The organism is Rhodophyticola sp. SM2404 (assembly GCF_053570515.1).
Genome location: NZ_JBSEDL010000003.1, coordinates 1 through 20,323, shown reverse-complemented (window position 1 = coordinate 20,323; position 20,323 = coordinate 1). Strand labels below are relative to the sequence as shown.

At 57.5% G+C, this 20,323-nt stretch carries 21 protein-coding genes and 1 tRNA gene; 11 read left to right on the top strand and 11 right to left on the bottom strand.

The window, feature by feature from the left end; all coding sequences use genetic code 11:
- Positions 1-45 precede the first annotated feature (45 nt).
- Genes ACTYEO_RS05335 through lpxK form a run of 5 tightly spaced genes read left to right on the top strand, consistent with a single transcriptional unit; the run spans position 46 to position 4,752 of the window.
- Positions 46-1,392, top strand: coding sequence for a TldD/PmbA family protein (locus ACTYEO_RS05335; RefSeq protein WP_449322685.1), 1,347 nt, complete (start codon positions 46-48; stop codon positions 1,390-1,392).
- On the top strand, positions 1,379-2,167 hold the full coding sequence (locus tag ACTYEO_RS05330) for an inositol monophosphatase family protein (protein ID WP_449322684.1): 789 nt from the start codon (positions 1,379-1,381) through the stop codon (positions 2,165-2,167). The genes ACTYEO_RS05335 and ACTYEO_RS05330 overlap by 14 nt, the downstream gene beginning before the upstream one ends.
- 57 nt (positions 2,168-2,224) lie before the next feature.
- Positions 2,225-2,467 carry a DUF4170 domain-containing protein gene (locus ACTYEO_RS05325; protein ID WP_449322683.1) on the top strand — a complete coding sequence of 81 codons (243 nt, stop codon included), beginning with the start codon at positions 2,225-2,227 and terminating at the stop codon, positions 2,465-2,467.
- A gap of 9 nt (positions 2,468-2,476) precedes the next feature.
- Positions 2,477-3,766 carry a 3-deoxy-D-manno-octulosonic acid transferase gene (locus tag ACTYEO_RS05320; RefSeq protein ID WP_449322682.1) on the top strand — a complete coding sequence of 430 codons (1,290 nt, stop codon included), beginning with the start codon at positions 2,477-2,479 and terminating at the stop codon, positions 3,764-3,766.
- The gene (lpxK, locus tag ACTYEO_RS05315; RefSeq protein WP_449322995.1) at positions 3,766-4,752 is read left to right on the top strand and encodes a tetraacyldisaccharide 4'-kinase; all 987 of its coding nucleotides are present in this window, start codon (positions 3,766-3,768) and stop codon (positions 4,750-4,752) included. Before ACTYEO_RS05320 ends, lpxK begins: the two co-directional genes overlap by 1 nt.
- Before the next feature lie 41 nt (positions 4,753-4,793).
- Here lpxK and ACTYEO_RS05310 read toward each other — a convergent pair whose 3' ends face one another.
- The 3 genes from ACTYEO_RS05310 to ACTYEO_RS05300 are packed head-to-tail and all read right to left on the bottom strand — an operon-like array spanning position 4,794 to position 7,121.
- Positions 4,794-5,930 (bottom strand): CaiB/BaiF CoA transferase family protein, encoded by a 1,137-nt coding sequence (locus tag ACTYEO_RS05310; RefSeq protein WP_449322681.1) that lies wholly within the window; start codon positions 5,928-5,930, stop codon positions 4,794-4,796.
- Entirely contained in the window at positions 5,927-6,583 is a 657-nt protein-coding gene (locus ACTYEO_RS05305) for a DsbA family protein (protein WP_449322680.1), read from the bottom strand. Before ACTYEO_RS05305 ends, ACTYEO_RS05310 begins: the two co-directional genes overlap by 4 nt.
- Positions 6,584-6,593: 10 nt before the next feature.
- Positions 6,594-7,121 carry a DUF721 domain-containing protein gene (locus ACTYEO_RS05300; protein WP_449322679.1) on the bottom strand — a complete coding sequence of 176 codons (528 nt, stop codon included), beginning with the start codon at positions 7,119-7,121 and terminating at the stop codon, positions 6,594-6,596.
- A gap of 76 nt (positions 7,122-7,197) precedes the next feature.
- On the opposite strand from ACTYEO_RS05300, the gene mutY reads away from it, so the two are divergent.
- The gene (gene mutY / locus ACTYEO_RS05295; RefSeq protein WP_449322678.1) at positions 7,198-8,250 is read left to right on the top strand and encodes an A/G-specific adenine glycosylase; all 1,053 of its coding nucleotides are present in this window, start codon (positions 7,198-7,200) and stop codon (positions 8,248-8,250) included.
- 50 nt (positions 8,251-8,300) lie between these two features.
- Positions 8,301-9,434, top strand: a complete 1,134-nt coding sequence (locus ACTYEO_RS05290) for an alkane 1-monooxygenase (RefSeq protein WP_449322677.1) — start codon at positions 8,301-8,303, stop codon at positions 9,432-9,434.
- Positions 9,435-9,557: 123 nt separating this feature from the next.
- Here the strand turns inward: ACTYEO_RS05290 and ACTYEO_RS05285 are convergent, their stop codons facing one another.
- The 3 genes from ACTYEO_RS05285 to ACTYEO_RS05275 form a co-directional block, all read right to left on the bottom strand.
- Complete coding sequence (locus ACTYEO_RS05285) at positions 9,558-10,664, bottom strand: DNA methyltransferase (protein ID WP_449322676.1); 1,107 nt, start codon at positions 10,662-10,664, stop codon at positions 9,558-9,560.
- Positions 10,665-10,763: 99 nt separating this feature from the next.
- The gene (locus ACTYEO_RS05280; protein ID WP_449322675.1) at positions 10,764-11,375 is read right to left on the bottom strand and encodes a ribonuclease HII; all 612 of its coding nucleotides are present in this window, start codon (positions 11,373-11,375) and stop codon (positions 10,764-10,766) included.
- A 102-nt stretch (positions 11,376-11,477) separates the two neighbouring features.
- Positions 11,478-11,975 carry a hypothetical protein gene (locus tag ACTYEO_RS05275; protein ID WP_449322674.1) on the bottom strand — a complete coding sequence of 166 codons (498 nt, stop codon included), beginning with the start codon at positions 11,973-11,975 and terminating at the stop codon, positions 11,478-11,480.
- Positions 11,976-12,159: 184 nt separating this feature from the next.
- On the opposite strand from ACTYEO_RS05275, the gene ACTYEO_RS05270 reads away from it, so the two are divergent.
- Positions 12,160-12,453, top strand: a complete 294-nt coding sequence (locus tag ACTYEO_RS05270) for a hypothetical protein (RefSeq protein WP_449322673.1) — start codon at positions 12,160-12,162, stop codon at positions 12,451-12,453.
- A complete protein-coding gene (locus ACTYEO_RS05265; protein WP_449322672.1) occupies positions 12,425-13,129 on the top strand; it encodes a winged helix-turn-helix domain-containing protein in 705 nt (234 codons plus the stop codon). The genes ACTYEO_RS05270 and ACTYEO_RS05265 overlap by 29 nt, the downstream gene beginning before the upstream one ends.
- 84 nt (positions 13,130-13,213) lie before the next feature.
- On the opposite strand, the gene ACTYEO_RS05260 is transcribed toward ACTYEO_RS05265, so the two are convergent.
- On the bottom strand, positions 13,214-13,522 hold the full coding sequence (locus ACTYEO_RS05260; protein WP_449322671.1) for a hypothetical protein: 309 nt from the start codon (positions 13,520-13,522) through the stop codon (positions 13,214-13,216).
- A 170-nt stretch (positions 13,523-13,692) separates the two neighbouring features.
- On the opposite strand from ACTYEO_RS05260, the gene ACTYEO_RS05255 reads away from it, so the two are divergent.
- Positions 13,693-14,892, top strand: a complete 1,200-nt coding sequence (locus tag ACTYEO_RS05255; protein ID WP_449322670.1) for a cupin domain-containing protein — start codon at positions 13,693-13,695, stop codon at positions 14,890-14,892.
- Here the strand turns inward: ACTYEO_RS05255 and ACTYEO_RS05250 are convergent, their stop codons facing one another.
- Entirely contained in the window at positions 14,893-16,155 is a 1,263-nt protein-coding gene (locus ACTYEO_RS05250; protein ID WP_449322669.1) for a Coenzyme F420 hydrogenase/dehydrogenase, beta subunit C-terminal domain, read from the bottom strand. It abuts the gene before it with no gap.
- Between the two features lie 117 nt (positions 16,156-16,272).
- Positions 16,273-16,349, bottom strand: a tRNA-Arg gene (locus tag ACTYEO_RS05245).
- A 118-nt stretch (positions 16,350-16,467) separates the two neighbouring features.
- Here ACTYEO_RS05245 and ACTYEO_RS05240 point away from each other — a divergent pair.
- A complete protein-coding gene (locus ACTYEO_RS05240) occupies positions 16,468-17,490 on the top strand; it encodes a LacI family DNA-binding transcriptional regulator (protein ID WP_449322668.1) in 1,023 nt (340 codons plus the stop codon).
- Here ACTYEO_RS05240 and ACTYEO_RS05235 read toward each other — a convergent pair.
- Together ACTYEO_RS05235 and ACTYEO_RS05230 are read right to left on the bottom strand one after the other, a co-directional pair.
- Positions 17,487-18,899 carry an L-serine ammonia-lyase gene (locus tag ACTYEO_RS05235; RefSeq protein WP_449322667.1) on the bottom strand — a complete coding sequence of 471 codons (1,413 nt, stop codon included), beginning with the start codon at positions 18,897-18,899 and terminating at the stop codon, positions 17,487-17,489. The genes ACTYEO_RS05240 and ACTYEO_RS05235 overlap by 4 nt on opposite strands.
- Positions 18,900-19,037: 138 nt before the next feature.
- A complete protein-coding gene (locus ACTYEO_RS05230; protein WP_449322666.1) occupies positions 19,038-20,180 on the bottom strand; it encodes a hypothetical protein in 1,143 nt (380 codons plus the stop codon).
- Positions 20,181-20,323: the final 143 nt, after the last annotated feature.

Below are 20,323 nucleotides of genomic sequence, written 5' to 3'. Positions count from 1 at the left end.
GCCATGGCGGACTAGGTCAGGTTCAGTTCCTTAAAGGATTGGCCGATGACTGTTCCCCTCGACACGCTTACCCATGCCCTGATTGACGCGGCCAAACGCGCAGGCGCGGATGATGCCGATGCGATTGCGGTGACGGGCACGTCGCTCTCTATTGATGTGCGGGCGGGCAGCTTGGAACAGGCCGAGCGTTCCGAGGGCACCGAGATTGGCCTGCGTGTTCTCATCGGGAAGCGGCAGGCCTGTGTCTCGGCCTCTGATACGCGGCCCGAGACGATTGCCGAAATGGCCGAACGCGCTGTGACTATGGCCCGCCTTGCGCCTGAAGACCCGTCCATCGGATTGGCAGACCCCGCCCAATTGGCAAGCGACCGTGATGCAAGCCCGCTGGATATGGCCGACCCCAACCCTGAGCCCAACCCAAGCGAGTTGGAAGAGGTCGCACGGCGTGCGGAGGCTGCCGCTTTGGCGGTTCAGGGCATCTCGCAGGTGCAATCGGCCGCAGCGGGTTATGGCCGCCGTCAGGTTCATCTGGCGGCCAGCAACGGGTTTTCAGGTGGCTATGCCCGCACCGATCACGGGGTCTCTTGCGTGGCCATTACGGGCGAAGGCACCCAGATGGAGCGGGATTATTTCGGCGATGGCCGAAATCACCGCGCTGATCTGATAAGCCCCGAGGAAATCGGGCGCATCGCCGCTGAACGCACCATTGCGCGCTCAGGTGCCCGCAAACCAAAAACAGGTGCCTATCCTGTTCTGTTTGACGAGCGGATTTCATCCTCGATGGTTGGTCATTTGCTGGCCGCGATCAATGGTGCCTCGATCATGCGCGGCTCCTCTTGGTTGCGCGATGCGATGGGTGAGCAGGTTCTACCAAAAGGCCTGCACCTGATCGAAGACCCACGCCGCCCGCGTGTATCGGGCTCCAAGCCATTTGATGCTGAGGGCCTTCAGACCGAACGGCGTTTGCTGGTCGAGGATGGCGTGTTGCAAAGCTGGACGCTTGATCTGGCCACGGGGCGCAAACTGGGCATGGCCTCAACGGCGAATGCTGCGCGCGGCACATCCTCACCGCCCTCGCCAGCCTCTGGCAATATGGAACTCACCCAAGGCAATGCATCGCGCGAGGCATTGATCAGGGAGATGGGCACAGGGCTGTTGATCACCTCGATGATCGGCTCCTCTATCAATCCGACGACGGGCGATTATTCACGCGGGGCGTCGGGTTTCTGGGTCGAGAATGGCGAGATCGCCTATGCCGTGAATGAATGCACTGTGGCAGGCAATCTGCGCGAAATGCTTATGTCGATGACGCCCGCAAATGACGCGCGCAGTCATCTGTCGCGCGTGGTGCCGTCGCTTTTGATTGAAGGTATGACACTTGCCGGAGAATGAGGCCGATCTTCGGCTCCTGATTGATGCGGCCCATGCCGCAGGTGAGATCGCCGCGCGCCATTGGAAGCGTGACCCCGAGGTTTGGCATAAACCCGATGAGGCGGGGCCTGTGACCGAGGCCGATCTTGCCATCGACAAAATGCTTGCCGCCGAGTTGGGGGGCGCTCGCCCCGATTATGGCTGGTTGTCGGAGGAGACAACCGACACCGATGCGCGACAATCGCGGGAGAAAACCTTCATCATTGATCCGATTGATGGCACCCGTGCTTTCATCGAAGGCTCCAAGGATTTTTCCCATTCTCTGGCGATTGCGGAACAGGGTCAGGTGACGGCAGCAGTGGTGTTCCTGCCGATGTCCGACAAGCTTTATTGCGCGACATTGGGCGGGGGAGCATGGCTAAATGAGCAGCCTTTGACCGCGTCTTCCCGAGAGGAAGATGAAGAGGCCATGATCCTCACATCCAAACCCAATCTTGCCGCTGAATGGTGGCCAGGCGGGGTGCCTGCGATTGATCGCCAGTTCCGCTCGTCATTGGCCTATCGCCTTGCGCTTGTGGGCGAGGGGCGTTTTGACGGCATGGTAACTTTCCGCGACAGTTGGGAATGGGATATCGCCGCTGGGGCCTTGATCGCCTCCGAGGCGGGGGCGGCTGTGACCGACCGATTGGGCGCGCCGCTTGCCTTTAACAACCCGCATCCCCAGACCGCAGGCATATTGGCTGCCGCGCCTAAATTGCACGCGCGCCTGATGGCGCGGATCGCGCCAGCCGCTTGACCCTTTCCACCATATCCTTAGGTTGCACCCAACGCTCCTTAAAGCAGTAGGTTTCTTATGCCCCAACGCCTCCATCTCGTCTTCGGCGGTGAGCTTGTCGATCCGACGCGCACCGAATTCAAGGATGTGAACGACATCCATATCGTGGGGATTTTCCCGAATTATCAGGCGGCCTATGACGCTTGGAAAAGCGAAGCACAGCGCACCGTCGATAATGCGCATATGCGCTATTTCATTGCCCATCTTCACCGCCTGCGCGACGAAGAAGCTGCGGCCTCCTCGACCGAAGAGATCGGCTGAGCACGCGCGATGGCTTGGTCCCCCGCACTTTGGGCCTATCTGGCCTTTTCCCGACATGCGGAAGGGTTTGCCGAGCGTAAACTCGCCAAGCGGCTTGCGGCTGGCAAGGAAGATACAAACCGTCTTGATGAGCGTCGCGGCATTGCCTCACGCGCGCGGCCCGATGGCCCATTAATGTGGTTTCATGCGGCCTCGGTGGGGGAATCCCTGTCGCTGCTGGAATTGCTGCGGCGCATCTCGGAAGAGCGGCCCGATCTGCATTTTCTGGTCACCACTGGAACCGTGACCTCGGCCGAGATCATGGCCAGCCGTCTGCCACCAGCCGCTTTCCATCAATTCATTCCCTTGGATGCCACGGTTTTTGTGAAACGCTTTCTGGACCATTGGCGCCCTGATGTTGCGGTCTGGACCGAATCCGAATTTTGGCCCTCCCTGCTGGTTGAAACCGCCAAGCGCGACATCCCAATGTTGCTGATCAATGCGCGTATCTCCAAGCAGAGTGTTGATCGTTGGCGCTTCCTGAAGGGTGCTGCGCGGGCTTTGTTGGGTTTGTTTCAGCACGCACAGGTGCAAGATGAGGTCTCGGCCATGTATCTGCGCCGCCTCGGCTTGCCAGTGGAGCGGACCGAAATTACGGGTACCCTCAAGGAAGGGGCGGCCGCGTTGCCCTGTGATGAAAATGTTCGCGCCAGTTTCGTGGTGCGTTTGGGAAACCGCCCGACATGGCTTGCGGCCTCGACCCATGAGGGTGAGGAGGAGCAGGTTTTGGCCGCGCATCGTTTGGCGCTGAAATCAAACCCGCGTCTTTTGCTTATCCTTGCACCGCGCCATCCTGACCGTGGCGATAGCTTGGCCGAGATGCTGCAAGCCGATGGCTGGAGCTATGCACGCCGCGGGGCGGGGGAATTGCCCGACAAAGAAACCCAAGTCTATCTGGCCGATACGATGGGTGAATTGGGCCTGTGGTACAGGATCGCGCCTGTTAGTTTTGTTGGGGGCTCACTGATGCCGATTGGCGGGCATAACCCGTTTGAACCCGCGGCGCTGGGCTCGGCCATTTTGCATGGGCCCTATATCACCAATTTCGTCGATATTTACCAAAGGCTCACCGATGTGCGCGCGGCGCGGCTGGTCTCGCGGGGGGAAACTCTGGCGCAGGCGGTGGATGATCTGATGAACCCCGACAAAGCAGCGGCCATGGCCAATGCGGCATGGGAGGTCTCATCCGTGGGTGCAGTGGTGACGGACCAAGCCTTGGACCTGCTGTTGGAAACGATTGATAAGACGGGTGCGTCGTGATGCAGGCCCCGCGGTTCTGGTACCAAGAAAAGGGCCTTCGATCGGCGATGCTGTCGCCTTTGGGGGCGCTTTATGCGGCAGGAACGGCGCGCAAACTGTCGCAAGGCGCGCGCGCCGAGATCGGCGTTCCAGTGATTTGTGTAGGCAACCTGACAGCGGGCGGCACGGGCAAGACACCGACAGTGATCGCATTATTGATGATGTTGATAGCGCGCGGGGTGAACGCGCATGTTGTCAGCCGTGGCTATGGCGGATCGTTGGAAGGCCCCGTGCAGGTCTCAGAGCGCGCGCATAAGGCAGATGAAGTCGGGGATGAGCCGCTCTTGCTGGCAGCCTTTGCGCCGACATGGGTTGCCAAGGACCGTGCCGCTGGTGCGCGGGCCGCCGTGGATGCGGGTGCCGAAGTGATCGTGCTGGATGACGGATTTCAAAATGCCAGTCTGGCCTATGATCTCTCGATTGTTGTGGTTGATGCGGCGCGTGGTTTTGGCAATGGCGCAGTGATCCCCGCAGGTCCATTGCGTGAACCTGTTGCGTGTGGCCTGAAGCGGGCTGATCTGCTGGTATCGATCGGGCCAGCCCCTGCGCAGCGCGCCTTTCAGGATAAATGGGGTGCAATGTTGGATTTGCCTCAAGTGACGGGCCGCCTTGCGCCGCTGGAAACCGGAATCCCCTTCACGGGACTGCGTGTTTTGGCGTTTGCGGGCATTGGCCATCCTGAAAAATTCTTTGCGACCCTGCGCGGGCTTGGTGCCGAGCTGGTGCGCGGTGAAGCCTTGTCAGATCATCAACCACTGACCGACGCCTTGATGGCGCGATTGATGCGAGAGGCCAAACTTCTCGGCGCGCAACTGGTCACCACCGAGAAAGACGCCGTGCGCTTGCCTGATGCTTTGCGGCGGGAGGTTCTGACAGTTCCCGTCAGGTTGGAAATTGCCGAGGCGGCCCCGCTTGAAGCGGCTTTGGACAAGGCTTTGAACGGCTAGGGCATTCCGCCATCCAATGACACAGCCCTAGCGGCGGTCACTTATTCCTTTGAAAACCCCGTGATGTAGTCGTCTTCGCCCAGTTTAGGGGCGGGCCGATCAAGGGAAATCTCGGCATCCGAGAAGCGAAAAGGTGGCCGCACGCCAGGCACGCCATCCAGATCAAGCTGCATGTCGCGGGCTTGAACCTGCGGGTCGTCAAACACCTCCGCAAGATCATTGATTGGCCCTGCAGGCACGCCTTCAGCCTCGCAAGCCGCCAGCATATCCGCCTTGCTGCGTTGCTGTGTGGCCTCGGTCAGGCGGCGGGTGAGTTCCGCTCGGTTTTCGATCCGATTGGCATTGGTAAGGTACTCGGGCGCTAAGGCCAGATCTTCCAGCCCCAATAATTTGCACAAGCGTTGGTATTGCCCGTCATTGCCCGTTGCGATGATGATCCAGCCATCGGAGCAATCAAACACCTGATAGGGGGTGAGGTTCTGATGGGCATTGCCGATCCGTTCAGGCGCTTTGCCTGTGGTCAGGAAATTCATCGCCTGATTGGCCATAAAGGCAGTGGCCACATCCAGCAGGCTCATATCGATATGCTGGCCTTGCCCGGTGCTATGGCGCAGATGAAGCGCTGCCAAAATCGCGTTTACGGAATAAAGCCCCGTCAGGATATCGGTGACGGCAACCCCCACTTTTTGCGGCTGCCCCTCGGGCGCGCCTGTCACTGACATGATGCCGCTCATGCCTTGGATGATGTAGTCATAGCCCGCGCGATGCGCATAGGGGCCGGTTTGGCCGAACCCCGTGATCGAGCAATAAATCAAACCGGGATTGATGCGCTTGAGGCTGTCGTAATCCAGACCATATTTCTTCAACCCACCGAGCTTGAAATTCTCGATCACGATATCGGCCTCGGCCACCAGTTTCAAAACACGGGCGCGGTCTTGTTCATTGCGGAAATCGGCCGTGATCGATTTCTTGCCGCGATTGCAGGAATGGAAATAGGCGGCTGTTTTATCTTCGCCGCGCTCAATAAAAGGTGGCCCCCATTTGCGAGTATCATCGCCCTCTGGCGCTTCGACCTTGATGACCTCTGCGCCCAAATCTGCCAAGGACTGACCCGCCCAAGGGCCGGCGAGAACTCTCGCCAGCTCAAGGACTTTTATACCTGCAAGAGGCGCTGTCACTGGGCGGCCAGCCGCGCATCCAGTATTTCGGCGAAGCTGTCGTAATTCATGTTCGAATACAGCTCGCCATCCACGATGAAGGACGGGGTGCCCTGAACGGGGTATTCCTCCATATTGGCCTCGTAATGGGTGATCATGGCTTGCGCCATATCGGCATCACTAAAGCAGGCATCCAGTTCTTCATTGGTCAGACCAACACTCAAGCCAATGCGGCGCAGATTGCCAGCGATGGTGGCGGGATCGCCCTGAACCCATTCGCGCTGGTTTTCATAGAGCATATCAACCACACCGAAATAGCGCATATCGCCTGCACAGCGCGCGACCAAGCCCGCCCATAGGCCGGGACGGTCGAAATAAACCTCGCGATAGACCAGACGCACCTGACCTGTTTCGATGTAATTTTCCTTGAGCTGCGGCATCACGCTGGCATGGAAGCTGGCGCAATGGGGGCAGGTGAAAGAGGCGTATTCGATCAGCTCGACGGGCGCATTCGGATCACCAAGCACCATATCCGTCACGACAGGCCCCGCCTCGGAGTCCTGTGCCTGCGCCGCGCCATATGGCAACAGCCGAGGGAAAGACCCCGTTACAGCAACTCCGCCAAGGGTCAGGGCAGTGGCCCCCATTCCCGTCAATATCAATCTACGATCCATAGTCTGCTCCTTAAGCTTTCTGTTTGGTTAGAATGTTCTGTGCCAGACGTTCAAGAGCGTCTTTCAACTCAACATTCTGAATAGGGGCCGCGGCCTCGGCGGCGCGGGCGCGGGTTTCATCATCAGGTTCGGGTTTTGCTTTGGTTTTGGCCGCAAAGGCCACCTGACCTTGTGCAAAACCCGTTGGCGCGGTTTGCGTGATCTGGATGCGGCTGACGGCGCGGTAGCCGTAGCAGGCATTCACCTTGTCCCGTATCTGGTCTTTCTGCATCTCGAGAATGGGGGCATTGCTGCCCGTGGTCAGCAAAACGAGGGTGCCGCCAAAGCCTGCGCCATGGCTGATCTTCACGGGAAGCGCTACATCAGCCACATCCTGACCCACAATCTGCGCCCAATGGGTGATCAGCTTAGCCTCGGCAAAGCCACGTTTCTCCAAAGGGCCGCGCATTTGACCCGCTACCAATTTGGCTGCGGTTTCAAACCCGCGACGACGGCGGGTTGCATCTTTGGGGGGATTCTGTTGGCTTGCTTTTTTCATCTTGTGGTCAATCTATGCGGCAAGACGATGTTAACCAATAACAAGCGACCAAATGAGGCGATAAACCTTGCGTGACATGGAAGTGAGCAACAGCTTGCTGGATTGGTATGACCGAAGTGCCCGTGTTTTGCCGTGGCGCACCAGCCCTGCTGATCGGGAGGCGGGTTTGGTGAATGACCCCTATCGGGTCTGGCTGTCGGAGGTGATGCTCCAACAAACCACCGTTGCCGCTGTGCGCGCCTATTTCCTGCGCTTCACGACGCTTTGGCCGAATGTCACGGCGCTCGCCGAGGCCGAAGATGCCGAAGTAATGGGCGAATGGGCGGGGCTTGGTTATTATGCGCGGGCGCGCAATCTTCTCAAATGTGCACGCGTGGTGGCTTTTGAACGGGGCGGTGTGTTCCCCGATACCGAAGACGAGCTTCTGACCTTGCCAGGGGTTGGGCCTTATACTGCCGCTGCAATCGCCTCGATTGCGTTTGATCACCCTGCCGTGGTCATGGATGGCAATGTGGAGCGTGTCATGGCGCGGCTCTTCGCGGTGGAGGAGCCACTGCCGGCCTCCAAACCTGTGCTCAAGGATTTCGCCGCGCGGCTTACACCCGAAGAGCGGCCAGGAGATCACGCGCAAGCCGTGATGGATTTGGGGGCCACGATTTGCACCCCGAAAAACCCCGCCTGTGGCATCTGCCCCGTGCAGGCCGCCTGCCTTGCCCGCCCGCGCGGCATCGCGGCCGAACTTCCCCGCAAAACACCTAAAAAGCCCAAGCCAACACGGCTTGGTATCGCCTATCTGGCACGGCGGGAGGATGGCGCATATCTGCTGGAAACGCGCCCTGATCGTGGGCTTCTAGGGGGCATGCTTGGCTGGCCATGCACCGATTGGGCCGAGGCCGAGCCTGACGATACCCCCCCATTCAGCGCTGAGTGGCACGACCCCGATCTGGAGGTGCGCCATACCTTCACCCATTTCCATCTGCGCATGGCGCTGCGTTTGGCCATCGTGCCTGAGGGGACCGAGTCCAATCGCGGTGCGTTCCATCCTTTGGCCAGTTTCCAGCCATCCTCGCTTCCCACTGTGATGCGAAAGGCCTTTGACCTTGCGCAAGGGGCGTGGCCAGAGCATTGACTTGAAGGGTCTTTGGGCCAAGTCTTGCGTGAAACTAGGCGGAGTGCGGGATGACCCCTGCGGCAAAAATATCAGGCTTTTGGCGGGTGGCGCCTTTTTGGGTGTCTTTGGGCCTGTTCCCGCTGATCCTCTTTGTGGCGATGCAAGGGGGCTGGTGGCTTGTGCTGGTGCCATTGTCGACTTGGTATCTGTTTTCCATTCTTGATCTGCTGGGAGGGCTCAACCTTGATGACGCCGACCCTGAGACGGATGACGCGCAACTTTTCTGGTATCGCGCGGTCACGCTGATCTGGTTTCCGCTGCAATTCTGCACGATTTTCGGATTGCTCTGGTATGTCCAGAATAGCGACCATCTTGGGACGACGGAAAAGCTGGGGCTCTTCTTCGCAGTTGGTATTTTGTCGGGCACGATCGGCATTACCTATAGCCATGAATTGATGCACCAGAAATCCAAGCTCGAGCGTTGGATGGGCGACCTTTTGTTGGCCTCGGTGTTGTACTCGCATTTCCGTTCCGAGCATTTGCTGGTGCATCACCGCTATGTCGGCACGGCGCGTGACCCAGTGACGGCGCGATATAATGAAGGGTTTCACCGCTTCTTTCCTAGGGTTCTGCGCCAAAGCCTCCTGTCCTCTTTCAAGGCCGAGGCCGCCATGTTGGCGCGCAAGGGGCTGGCTTGGCATGACCGAGCCAACCCGTTCTGGCGCTTTGGCGCTTTGCAACTTGGCTTCTTGGCGCTTGCCTTTGTGATCGGAGGTTGGGGCGGTGTTGGCCTATTCGTGTTTCAGGCTTTCATTGCTGTCTGGCAATTGGAGCTGACCAATTATGTCGAGCATTACGGCCTGACCCGAAAACATCTGAGCGAGGGCAAATACGAGCATGTGCGCCCGCATCATTCGTGGAATGCGGCGCATCGCACATCGAATTGGTTGCTAATCAATTTGCAGCGCCATTCCGACCATCACTACAAGCCCGACCGCCGCTATCCTTTGCTTCAGAATTACTCCGAGGCTGAGGCACCGCAATTGCCCTTCGGCTATCCCGTGATGACGGCAGTTGCGATGGTTCCACCGCTTTGGCGGCGCATGATGAACCCGAGAATTCGCCGTTGGCGACAGATGTATTACCCCGAGATCACGGATTGGACGCCCTATAACAAAGCGCTCAACCCGCTACCCAAATAAAAAGCCCCGCCCTTCATTGCTGAAAGGCGGGGAAGGTCGTGCGCTGGTGCCACTAGGGCACCAGACACGGGCGGTATGTTTCGTCTTGGGTAAGACTTGGGGTTATTAGAGCGTTTCCACGCTTTATTCGGAAAGCTCGGACCTGATCTGCTGACGCAACAGGTCAATCGGAACCGTTTTCCCGTCACGGCGGAAATGCCAATAGGTCCAGCCATTGCAGGAGGGCGCGCCTTCAAGCTTTGCGCCCACCTGATGGATCGAGCCTTTGGTATCCAGCGCAACAAGGGTTCCATCCGCGCGAATTTTGGCGCGGTGGCGACCATTGATGCTGGTCAGTTCTTCTCCGGGGTTCAGCAAGCCACGCTCGACCACTTGGCCGAAAGGCACGCGCGGCTCAGCCCGTTTGCTGGTTGAAACCTCAAGCGAGGCGCTGTCGAATTTGCGCGTATTGGCGATGCGTTTCTCGGCAACTTCACGATATTCGGCTTCACGCTCGATACCGATGAAATCACGGCCCAATTTCTTGGCCACAGCCCCCGTGGTGCCCGTGCCAAAGAAGGGATCAAGCACAACATCACCCGGATTGGTGGAGGAAACGATGATGCGGTGAAGTAGTGCTTCTGGCTTTTGAGTGGGGTGGGCCTTCTCGCCACGGGAATTCTTAAGCCGCTCACCGCCATTGCAGATCGGCAAAACCCAATCCGAGCGCATCTGAACGCCATCATTAAGCGATTTCAGCGCTTCGTAATTGAAGGTGTATTTGGCAGCATCCGATTTAGAGGCCCAGATCATGGTTTCATGGGCATTGGTCAGGCGCTTGCCACGGAAATTCGGCATGGGGTTGGTCTTGCGCCAAACCACATCATTCAAAATCCAATAGCCTTGGTTCTGAAGCTCGGCACCAACACGAAAGATGTTGTGATAGCTGCCGATAACCCAGATCGCCCCATTGGGCTTGAGCAGGCGACGCGCAGCCTTGAGCCAAGCCTTGGTGAACTCGTCATAGGCGCGGAAGCTGTCGAATTGATCCCAGTGATCATCGCAGGCATCCACAAGGCTGTTATTGGGCCGATGCAGAGAGCCTTTGAGTTGCAGGTTATAGGGAGGGTCCGCAAAGATCAGATCAACAGAGCCTTCAGGAAGGCTGTTCATCGCTTCGATGCAATCACCAGACATAATCGTATTCAGCGGAAGCTCGCGAGCCTCCGGCGTTTTGATCTTTGAACTCATACTGCCTCATCCTGGCGCCATTTGCGGCGCTCATCTATTGGCACCAACATGAGTCAAAGCTGATTCGCAGTCAATTTCTTTTTTGAATCAATGGGTTGGCTATTTTTCTTGATACAAGATGTTGTGTACGGGCTTGAAGGAATGTCTATGGTGCGGGGTCACCCCAATATCTTGGAGGGCCTGAATATGGGCTTTGCTGGGGTATCCCGCGTTCTTCTCCCAGCCATAGCCGGGGTGCTGTTGCGCCAGCGCCACCATCAACCTGTCCCGCGTGACTTTGGCGATAATCGAAGCGGCTGCGATGGAAACCGAACGGCCATCTCCCTTGATCAGCGCTGTCGCGGGGCAGGCCAAACCCGTTGGGATGACATTACCATCAATCAAGGCATGGCTGGGGGCTTGGGGCAGGCCCTCGACAGCGCGTGTCATGGCAAGCAGCGATGCATTTCGGATGTTGATCTTGTCGATCTCCTCGACACTTGCCCATCCTAGGCTGACTTGGGCGACTTCATTCAAGATATCGAACAAAGCTTCGCGCTTTTTGGCCGATAGCTTTTTGGAATCGTTCAGGCCATCTGGAATATTGTCAGGGTCAAGAATGACCGCCGCGGCAGTCACAGGGCCTGCCAAAGGGCCGCGGCCCACTTCATCAACGCCGGCCACAAGGCCACCAAGCGCCAGTTCCGCCGAAAAATCTGGTCCATCACTCATGCTGCCAAAAACCATGGAGGCCTGCGTGATACAAGTGAAGACGGCGGAGCCTGTCGCCCGCCGCCTTCTTTCGCTCTGCTCGATATCCCTAGGGATGGGGGCTTAGGGACGAAAGCCCGCCTCACGCTGCCATCCATTCTGGGCGAGGCAGCGACCTGCATAAATGTTGCGCGGACCGCGATCAGTTGTGACCCGTGTTACACATTGCGGTGGTAGGCTTCCCGGACGGGCCACATTGTTCTGCATGCAGCGCGCGCGGTATCCGCGATAGTATTGGCGCGTGACCCTGTCATTGCCCTCAACAAAGCAATGCGCAGGCGCAATCAAAGCCTGATTGCGATGCCCATTGCCGCGCTGACCGCTATTTTGCGGCGGAGCAACAGGCGCGGCGGGAGCGGGTGCGGCGGCGGCGGTGCTGCGGCGGTCATCGCGGCGTTCCTGAATGGCGCGGCCAACAACATAAAGCGCGCCAAGGCCAATCAGGATGCCCGCCACATTCTGGTTGTCAGCGCGGGCGGGTGTGGCTGTGACGCTCAGGGAGGTTACGGCCATCAGCGACGAGATCGCAGCGGCGCTGAGTATCTTTGTGAAAGGTTTCATTATCTGTCTCCGTTTGCATGGGGCAATCAGGGGTGCGTTACAAAACGCGGGATGCCCCAAGCCTCGGCTGAACGGTGAAAGACAGACAATAACAGCCCGATGTTATCCAAGAACATTCACAAAGCAGGGCCAGCCTATGCATGTGTTATTGAATAGCGCCCAAGCACTGGGCATGCTCGCCCTCATGAAAAAGCATCTCACATATCTCGGCCTTGCTGCCGCTTTGTCACTGGCAACCAGCCCGCTTCATGCCGCCTGCTATGCAGATTACAAGGCCAAGATGGACGACCCTTTGCGTCTTCACTACGGTGTGGTGGAGCTGCCCGATGAGGGCTGCGACCCTAGCTTGGCGTTTGACATCATCGCACCGCGGGTGGCGGAGCAAGGGTGGCAATTGCTCGAAGTCATGTCGCTATTTGATGAAACCGGACTTGAGACACGGAGAGCCGATGCAGGGCAATATTTCCTCAGCTTCTGATAACCGGACGCGCGGAACGCGCGTTCTCCAGTTTGGTATTCTCACAATCGTCGCAATTCTTTCGCTTGCGGCTTTGTTGCTGTTCATGAACCTGCCCGATGCCAATGCCTTCAATGACAGCGTTGAGCGGATATTCATCGAGAATGATGCCATCACCACCGGTGAATCGATCCGCCTGTTGGAGGTTCTGGCACAATCAGGCACCGCCTTTTCCAAGGTGTTGGCCAGCTACCGCGCGATTATTTTCGTGTTGTTGATTTTTGCGACCGCTCTTTTGATCGCGTGTCTCGTGTTTCTGGTGACGATTGTCACGCTCAACCGCAAGATGGGCGAGATTGAACGCTCGGGCATTCAGGTCTCATCCCTGATCCTGAGCCGTGAGGAACGCGTGGTCTTGCTCAATAACATGGAGTTCAAGCTGACCGATGCCGCGATGGAGACGTTGTCGGTATTGGCCGAGGCGCGTATGGATGATGACGTGTTAAGCGGTGCCGAGATTGAGGGAATGGTATCGGGGCGCGATGCTTCCGATTGCGACGAAGCCGCTGGGGCCACCCGTATCAAACGGTTGCGCGATACGCTTGGCAACCAGATGGTGTCGGAGTTGTTGGTCAAGAATATCGCGCGTCGCGGCTATGTTCTGGCGATCGAAAAAGATGTCATCAGAATGGTTTGACGCGCGGGGTCATCAACTGGCGTTTTCTCAAATAAAAAGGGCACCCCAATTGGAGTGCCCTAAGCTTAAATAGCCTTAAATATATCAGCAGTAAGGCGCGCCACGGCCATAGCCGCCTGCATCAGTGATCGCGCCATTGTCGGAATCTGTCATGCCAGTATAGGCGCCGCCATAGCCACGCGGGCAGCTACCCGAATCTGTCCATTGGCCATTGTCTACATCAGCGGCTTGCGCTTGTGCGGCATCTGTCGTCATGACATTTGCGCCAGCTGCAACAGCGCCGCCTGCGGCCAGAAGACCCAAAACACTGCGGCGACCTGTGCGGCGCTCGGATGTCATTTCGTCATCGCGAAGGCTCATCGTGCCCTCTGTGGTTTTTTTGGTATCGGTCATTGATATCTCCAAGGGCGACTGATGTTCGAAAAGATGATTTCGTCATCAACATACCCGCTCTTGGGTGCTTCGGTCAATCTTTCGATACCTCAAAGGAGCGCGCGATATTGCTTCTTCTTGCGGCGCATGTTTTCAATTTGAAAAGCAATGGCCAGCCGAAAGAGAATTTCATGCAAGACCAGACCTATAGCTTCGATTGGGCCATCGCACCCGTTAGTCGTGACGATTTCCTCAATAACAGCTTTGAGAAAAAGCATCTTGTCGTGCGGCGCAATGACCCTGACTACTACCGCGACCTGCTGTCATCGGCTGATATTGACCATGTCGTCTCGACCATGGGGCTCTATTCCCCCGAAATCAATGTAACCAAAGCGGGCGGCAATATTACCGCCGCAGATTTTACATATGAATCGGGCTATATTGATCCTGTCAGGGTCAATCAGCTCTTTGCGGATGGGGCGACGGTGATTCTCTCGGGCCTTCAGGAGCGTCTTCCGAAGCTGGCGCGGTTCTGTCGGGCCTTGGAAAGCGTGATGTCTTCGCGGGTGCAGACCAATATCTACATGACACCCGCTGACTCGCAGGGGTTTCGTGCGCATTACGACCAACATGATGTGCTTGTCCTGCAAGTTGAGGGCACCAAGGAATGGCGCATCTATGACACGCCGGTTGAATTGCCCCTGAACACCCAAGGCTTTGACCCCCATGATGTGCCGATCGGCGAAGAAACCGACCGCTTCATCCTTGAACCTGGCGATATGGTTTATGTGCCGCGCGGCCTGACCCATGACGCGGTGGCCACGGACCAGACCTCGCTACATATCACGACAGGGTTTTTGGTGCGCACATGGGCTGATCTTTTGGCCGAAGCGGTGAGTGTAGTCGCGCATTCCGACCCTGCATTCCGCAAGGCCCTTCCTGCGGGGCATGCCAATATCGATTTTGATGCCTCTGGCTATCAGTCCCAATTCGAGGACCTGATGAAGCGCCTTGCCGAACAGGCACCGCTCGAAAAGCTGATGTCGGGCTTCAAGCAAGACTTCCTGACCAATCGCGTGCCACGCGTCGAAGGGCAAATGGCGCAGATTTACAAACTCAATGATCTTGATGGCAACTCAACCATCCGCCCGCGCCCGCATCTGATCTATGATCTGGGACGTTTTGAGGGGGATGATGAGAAGGAGGCCAGCATTGGCCTGTCTTGTTATGGCGGGGATATTTCCTTCCCACCCCATGTCGAGGAGCCGCTACGCTACGCGCTGACAACGCCTGAATTCAAGGTGGCTGATCTTGCAGGACCGCTTGATCTGGAGGGCAAATTGGTGCTGGTGCGCCGATTGGTCAAAGAAGGCATCCTCGAGATCGCCTGATCACGGGTTCATATCGGTGGAGCGGGTTTCGTCGCTCCGCCGTTCACCTTCTGCAGGGGTCAGGCCATAGCGTTTGACGATCTGCCATATGTAGTCGGGCACCATATTCTTCATTTTGGCACCATGGGACCTTCGCAAATGCAAGACGGTCTCGATCGCTTTCATCTCAACGCGCGCCCGCGCAAATTCCAGACCGCGCGGCCCGATACGTGGTTGAAGAAAGGCCACAATGGGCCGCGCCCAATCTGGCATCGAGCGCAAAGGCAAACCGCCCGCCGCGCGCTCGGTATTGGCAAGAAAGCCTTTCACCGCGCCATCGCGTTTGCCCTTGTCAGTCAGGGGCCGTGTTTCCAGTTTCGACCCGAGCGCAGCCAGCATCTCTGCCCCCCGATCATTGCGCAGGATCAGCCATTGATCGCCATCGCCGCCCATATAGCCGACCGTGATATCGGCCAGCCGATTGGTGTAATCGACACAGGTTTTGCAGGTCATTGGAAAGAAATCCGAGGGCAGCTTGGAGATCGGGAGTTTGAGAAAGGGCACCACCCGCGTTGCGCGCCCATCATCAAAGCGCAGCTCCACACGGTAATCGGCGCGAAACTCCAGATAGCTTATCGTCTCGGGGGCAGGATCAAGCAATGACAGGAAATGGTGGAAATTCTCGGTGGTGGTATTGTCGGAGCATGGCGTGCCAATCACGTAAATCCGCTCAAAACCAAGCTCTTCTTCCAGAGCGCGCAACGCATAGACTTGGCAGGGAATACCAATAAACGCGATGCGTTTGTGCCCTGCGCGTGCGGCAGGCTCCAGCAGGGCTACCGACGGTCCATAGCCCATGCGCATCCCGCGGCATTGCGCGAGATCTTCTGGTTCGGTCACGATCACGGGCAGCGGTTTCCATTTGTCATCAGGGTGGGGTGCGACCGTCAGCACCGCATCGACTGCGCCACTGCGCAGCAATTCTTCGGCCAAAGCGGTGGTGATCCCTGTCCATTGCGCGCCTTGCGCCTTTGGAACCAGCTTGGCCCGCATCATCCTCTGGGTCACGCCGAAGAAGCTTTCCTCGCCCTTATCCCGTTGCGCTGTGCGGCCATGAATGCGCGCTTCGGCTTTCGAGTAATCGGGCTGAATAAACTGGCAGGCTTTCCCGCAAGCGCGCCCGTCCCCCATTCGGCTGACGCCGCAATCCGTGCACAACCCGTCACGCGCAGCGCCCCCGATTTCCGGTGCGAAAAGCTTGGGCAGATGGGCATCTTTGGGCATGTCTTCATCCTGAGGCAGAGCGCCTTGTCAGACAGCATCTTGCGAAGGTCCGGCGGTGTCAACAAAACTAGACAGATCACCATGATTAATCATAGCGGTCGACCGAAACAGGTGAGTTGGTGACCCCGGCAGGATTCGAACCTGCAACCTGCCCCTTAGGAGGGGGCTGCTCTATCCAGTTGAGCCACGGGGCCATATTTTTATAATGATTGAAAATCCGCGAGGCTGCAAGCGCGAGGGTCATTCTCTTGGACAAGCCGGAAAGCAGCGCGTATCAATCGGATGTAGCTGGTAAAAAAAGCAGATAAGAACGTGCGTGGACGCAACCCTTTTGACGGAAAACCCCAACTGACCCTCCGAGATGTCGCGGAGCAAGCTGGCGTGTCCGAGATGACCGTGAGCCGTGTGTTGCGCAATCGCGGGGATGTATCGGAGCGCACGCGGGCACGCGTTTTCGAAGCGGCGCGTTCGCTTGGATATGTGCCGAACAAGATCGCGGGCGCCCTAGCGTCAAACCGCGTGAACCTTGTTGGAGTGGTTATCCCGTCATTGTCCAATATGGTTTTTCCCGAAGTGCTTACGGGCATTGGTCAGGTCCTGGATGAGACCGAGCTGCAACCAGTGATCGGCACATCACAATATGGTCTCGAGCGCGAAGAAACCGTGATCTACGAGATGTTGAGCTGGCGGCCTGCGGGCCTCATCGTGGCGGGGCTGGAGCATACCGATGCGGCGCGTGCCATGATGGCGGCGGCGGGCGTTCCTGTTGTTGAGGTCATGGATCTTGATGGAGATCCCGTTGCAGCCGCGGTTGGTATCTCGCATTTCGAGGCAGGCCGCGCGATGGCTAAGGAAATCGTGGCCCGCGGCTATCGGCGGATCGGGTATTTAGGGTCCTCCTCCATGTCCGATCACCGCGCCCAGAAACGGCAGGCAGGGTTTGAGAAAGGCCTGTCCGAGGCGGGGGTGGCGCTGGCTGATACCTGTTTTTATGCAGGCGTTTCTGGGTTCGGCACAGGGCGCGGCATGACCAAGGAAATTCTGGAACGCACGCCCGATCTGGATTTCCTTTATTACAATACCGATATGAATGCGGCGGGCGGGTTGCTCTATTGTCTTGAGCAAGGCTTCGATATTCCAAACCAGATTGGGTTGGCAGGCTTTAACTCCTTTGAGGTGTTGGATGGTCTTCCCATGCGCATAGCAACTATGGACAGCCGCCGGACCGATATTGGCCGCCGCGCCGCCGAGATCATCGCGGCCAATGCCTTGTCAGACGAAAAGATCGAGTTGATCCCTGAATTCCTTGAGGGCAATACGGTCCGCAGTCTTTAGCATTCGGGCAGGTTTACAGCCAACCCGCCCTGGCTGGTTTCCTTGTATTTCGTGCTCATATCGAGGCCTGTTTGGCGCATGGTCTCGATGCAGTTATCCAGTGGCATGAAATGTGTGCCATCGCCCCGTAAAGCCAGCGATGCGGCACTGACAGCTTTGATCGCGCCAAGACCGTTGCGTTCGATACACGGCACCTGAACCAAACCGCCAACAGGGTCGCAAGTCATGCCTAGATGATGTTCAAGGGCGATTTCGGCGGCATTCTCAATCTGTTCATTCGTGCCGCCAAGGGCCGCGCAAAGCCCTGCCGCTGCCATGGCTGCGGCACTGCCAACCTCACCCTGACACCCAACCTCGGCCCCCGAGATTGAGGCGTTATGTTTGATCAAACCGCCAATCGCGGCGGCCGCCATCAGGAAATCAAGCGCGCCTACCTCAGTGGCACCGACGCAATGCTTGCGGTAATAATGAAGCACCGAGGGCACGACACCCGCCGCGCCATTGGTGGGGGCCGTAACAACCTTGCCGCCTGCTGCGTTCTCTTCATTCACGGCCATTGCATAGACGCTGAGCCAGTCATTGATCGTATGAGGTTGCGAAATATTGCGCCCTGCCTCGGCCTGAAGCTGGTCATGGATGTGTTTTGCGCGGCGTTTGACATGCAATCCACCGGGCAGTTCACCCTCCATTTTCAAGCCGCGTTCGATGCAATTTTCCATCGTATCGCGCAACATGCCTAGCCGCTGTGTTACATCTGATTTCGAGGCCACAGCGCATTCATTGGCCCATTTCATCTGGACAATGCTTTTGCCAGACACCTGCCCCATAGACAGCATCTCGGCGGCTGAGCCGAAGGGGAATGGAAAGCCTGCGTCCTTCTTTTCCGACGCAAGACCCTCGGCGCTGGCTTTTTGTTGGGCGTTCAATTCACGTTCGGTCAGAACAAACCCGCCACCGATGGAATAAAAAACCTCCTCCATATAGAGCAGGCCGCTGGCATCAAAGGCGCGCAGGATCATGCCATTGGCATGGCCCTGCAAGGGTTGTCCGTAATCAAACTGCAGATCAGTTGCGGGGTTGAAGCGCAAAGGTGGCAATCCATCTGGAGTGACATGACCTGAGGCGGTGACCTCTTCAAGGGTGGTTTGTGCTTGGTCAGGGTCGAGTGTGTCCGCGCGAAACCCCGCAAAGCCAAGTATAACGGCGCGGTCGGTTGCATGGCCTTTGCCCGTGAAAGCGAGCGATCCATGCAGCGAACAGGCAAGGGCTGCAACCTCGCCCGCGCCAGGTTCACGCTCCCCACTACGGAGTGCATCCAGAAAACGAGCGCAGGCATTCATTGGGCCAATCGTATGGGAGGATGAAGGGCCTATCCCGATCTTGAAGATGTCGAAAACGCTAAGGAACATTTGGTCTGGCCTGATGCTGCTGTTCTAACAAGTATAGCCCTTGCAATGCTGCCTTTCTCTTCGAAACCGACCAGCATCCCAAATTCCACGACACGAAAGCCTGCCACGTCAAAACTGGACCGCTCAACGCGAAGCGCTTTAAAAATCAATTCCAGCCAATTCGGTCTTCGCAAGGTGTGTTGAAAATCGTGTGGCACCTTCGGTGAAAGAGCTCCAGTGGCTGCCAAGTAAATGCCGCGCGCGGGCGAGTAGAAGCATATCCGCCAACGCGAATTGTTGCTGGCGGGCCGAGCGGTCAAAGCAATCTCTGGGAAGGGAGGTGACTTGGTCGCCATAAGCGTCACGAAATGCCTCATAGGTTGTGGCCATGTCCGCGGCGAGGAAAACACGGGCTGTTTTTTGCTTGGCCAGAAGGGGCTCAAGCCGGTGTGCAAACCGTGTGAAATGGCTTTGCCCGCGCCAATGATTGATCTCTTTATGAGCGTCTGCTGTCCAATTCTCGGGACTGTCATAACTGTTTTGATCCGTCTCCGCGCACCCCTCCATCCTGATATGCAGGGCGATATCAAACGCATCATGAAACGGGGCAAGCAGGCGGCGCACGGGCTCTGACGGGGTGAGGCTGGCGAGAAACCTGTTCTCCTCCTCCCAAGTGCTTGCTGGGTGGGCCGCGACATAGGCGGAGCGAAGGTAAAAATCACGCTGGCCAGTCAGCTGGATCGGCGCGCCTTTTTCGGCGCCGAATTCGGTTTCCATGTAGGTCGTGACATCAAGGCCCATGCTTGATGCAGCCTCTGGAAAACTCGCCTCGATCACGGGGCCATTATAGTCGAACAGATCACAAAACCGCGCCTCGCAATGGTGATCGGGTTGCCAGATGATGACCAATTGGCGACCCTCGGCTTGTGCGATCGCGGCGGCGGATGCGATGGCCCTGAGGCGATTGCCCAGACCATGTTGCGCATCAATGAAAAACCGGTGCGTGAGGTGCAGATCAGGGGCATCTTTCAAGGGTTCGAGGTGATCTTCAGCGATCGATTCTTTGGTGATATCGCTTAACCTTTTGCGATCAAGAAGCGCATCAAGCCTGTTTTGAGGAAGGTGAAAAACCTCGCGCCCGACCTGCCATGACAGGCGCTCATATGCGGCAAGCGTGCCTGCCAATTCAACGATTGGTGCAGGGGGGGGATGCGGCCCCATTCCCTTGCGGCGCAGCGATGTTGGACTGTCAGGATCAGGGCTGAAAGGTTGCATCGTCCAGCCTTCTGTCCAGTCAGGCAAGATCAGGCTTAGAAACTGAGCAGCCCCACATGAGTGGTCCAATTTGAAAGTTAGTGCATGATCGGCCTTTGGTCCATCGGGATGATGGCTTCGGGCGCTGGTGGGCGGTAGCCCAATGCACTGTGTGGTCGCTTGGTGTTGTA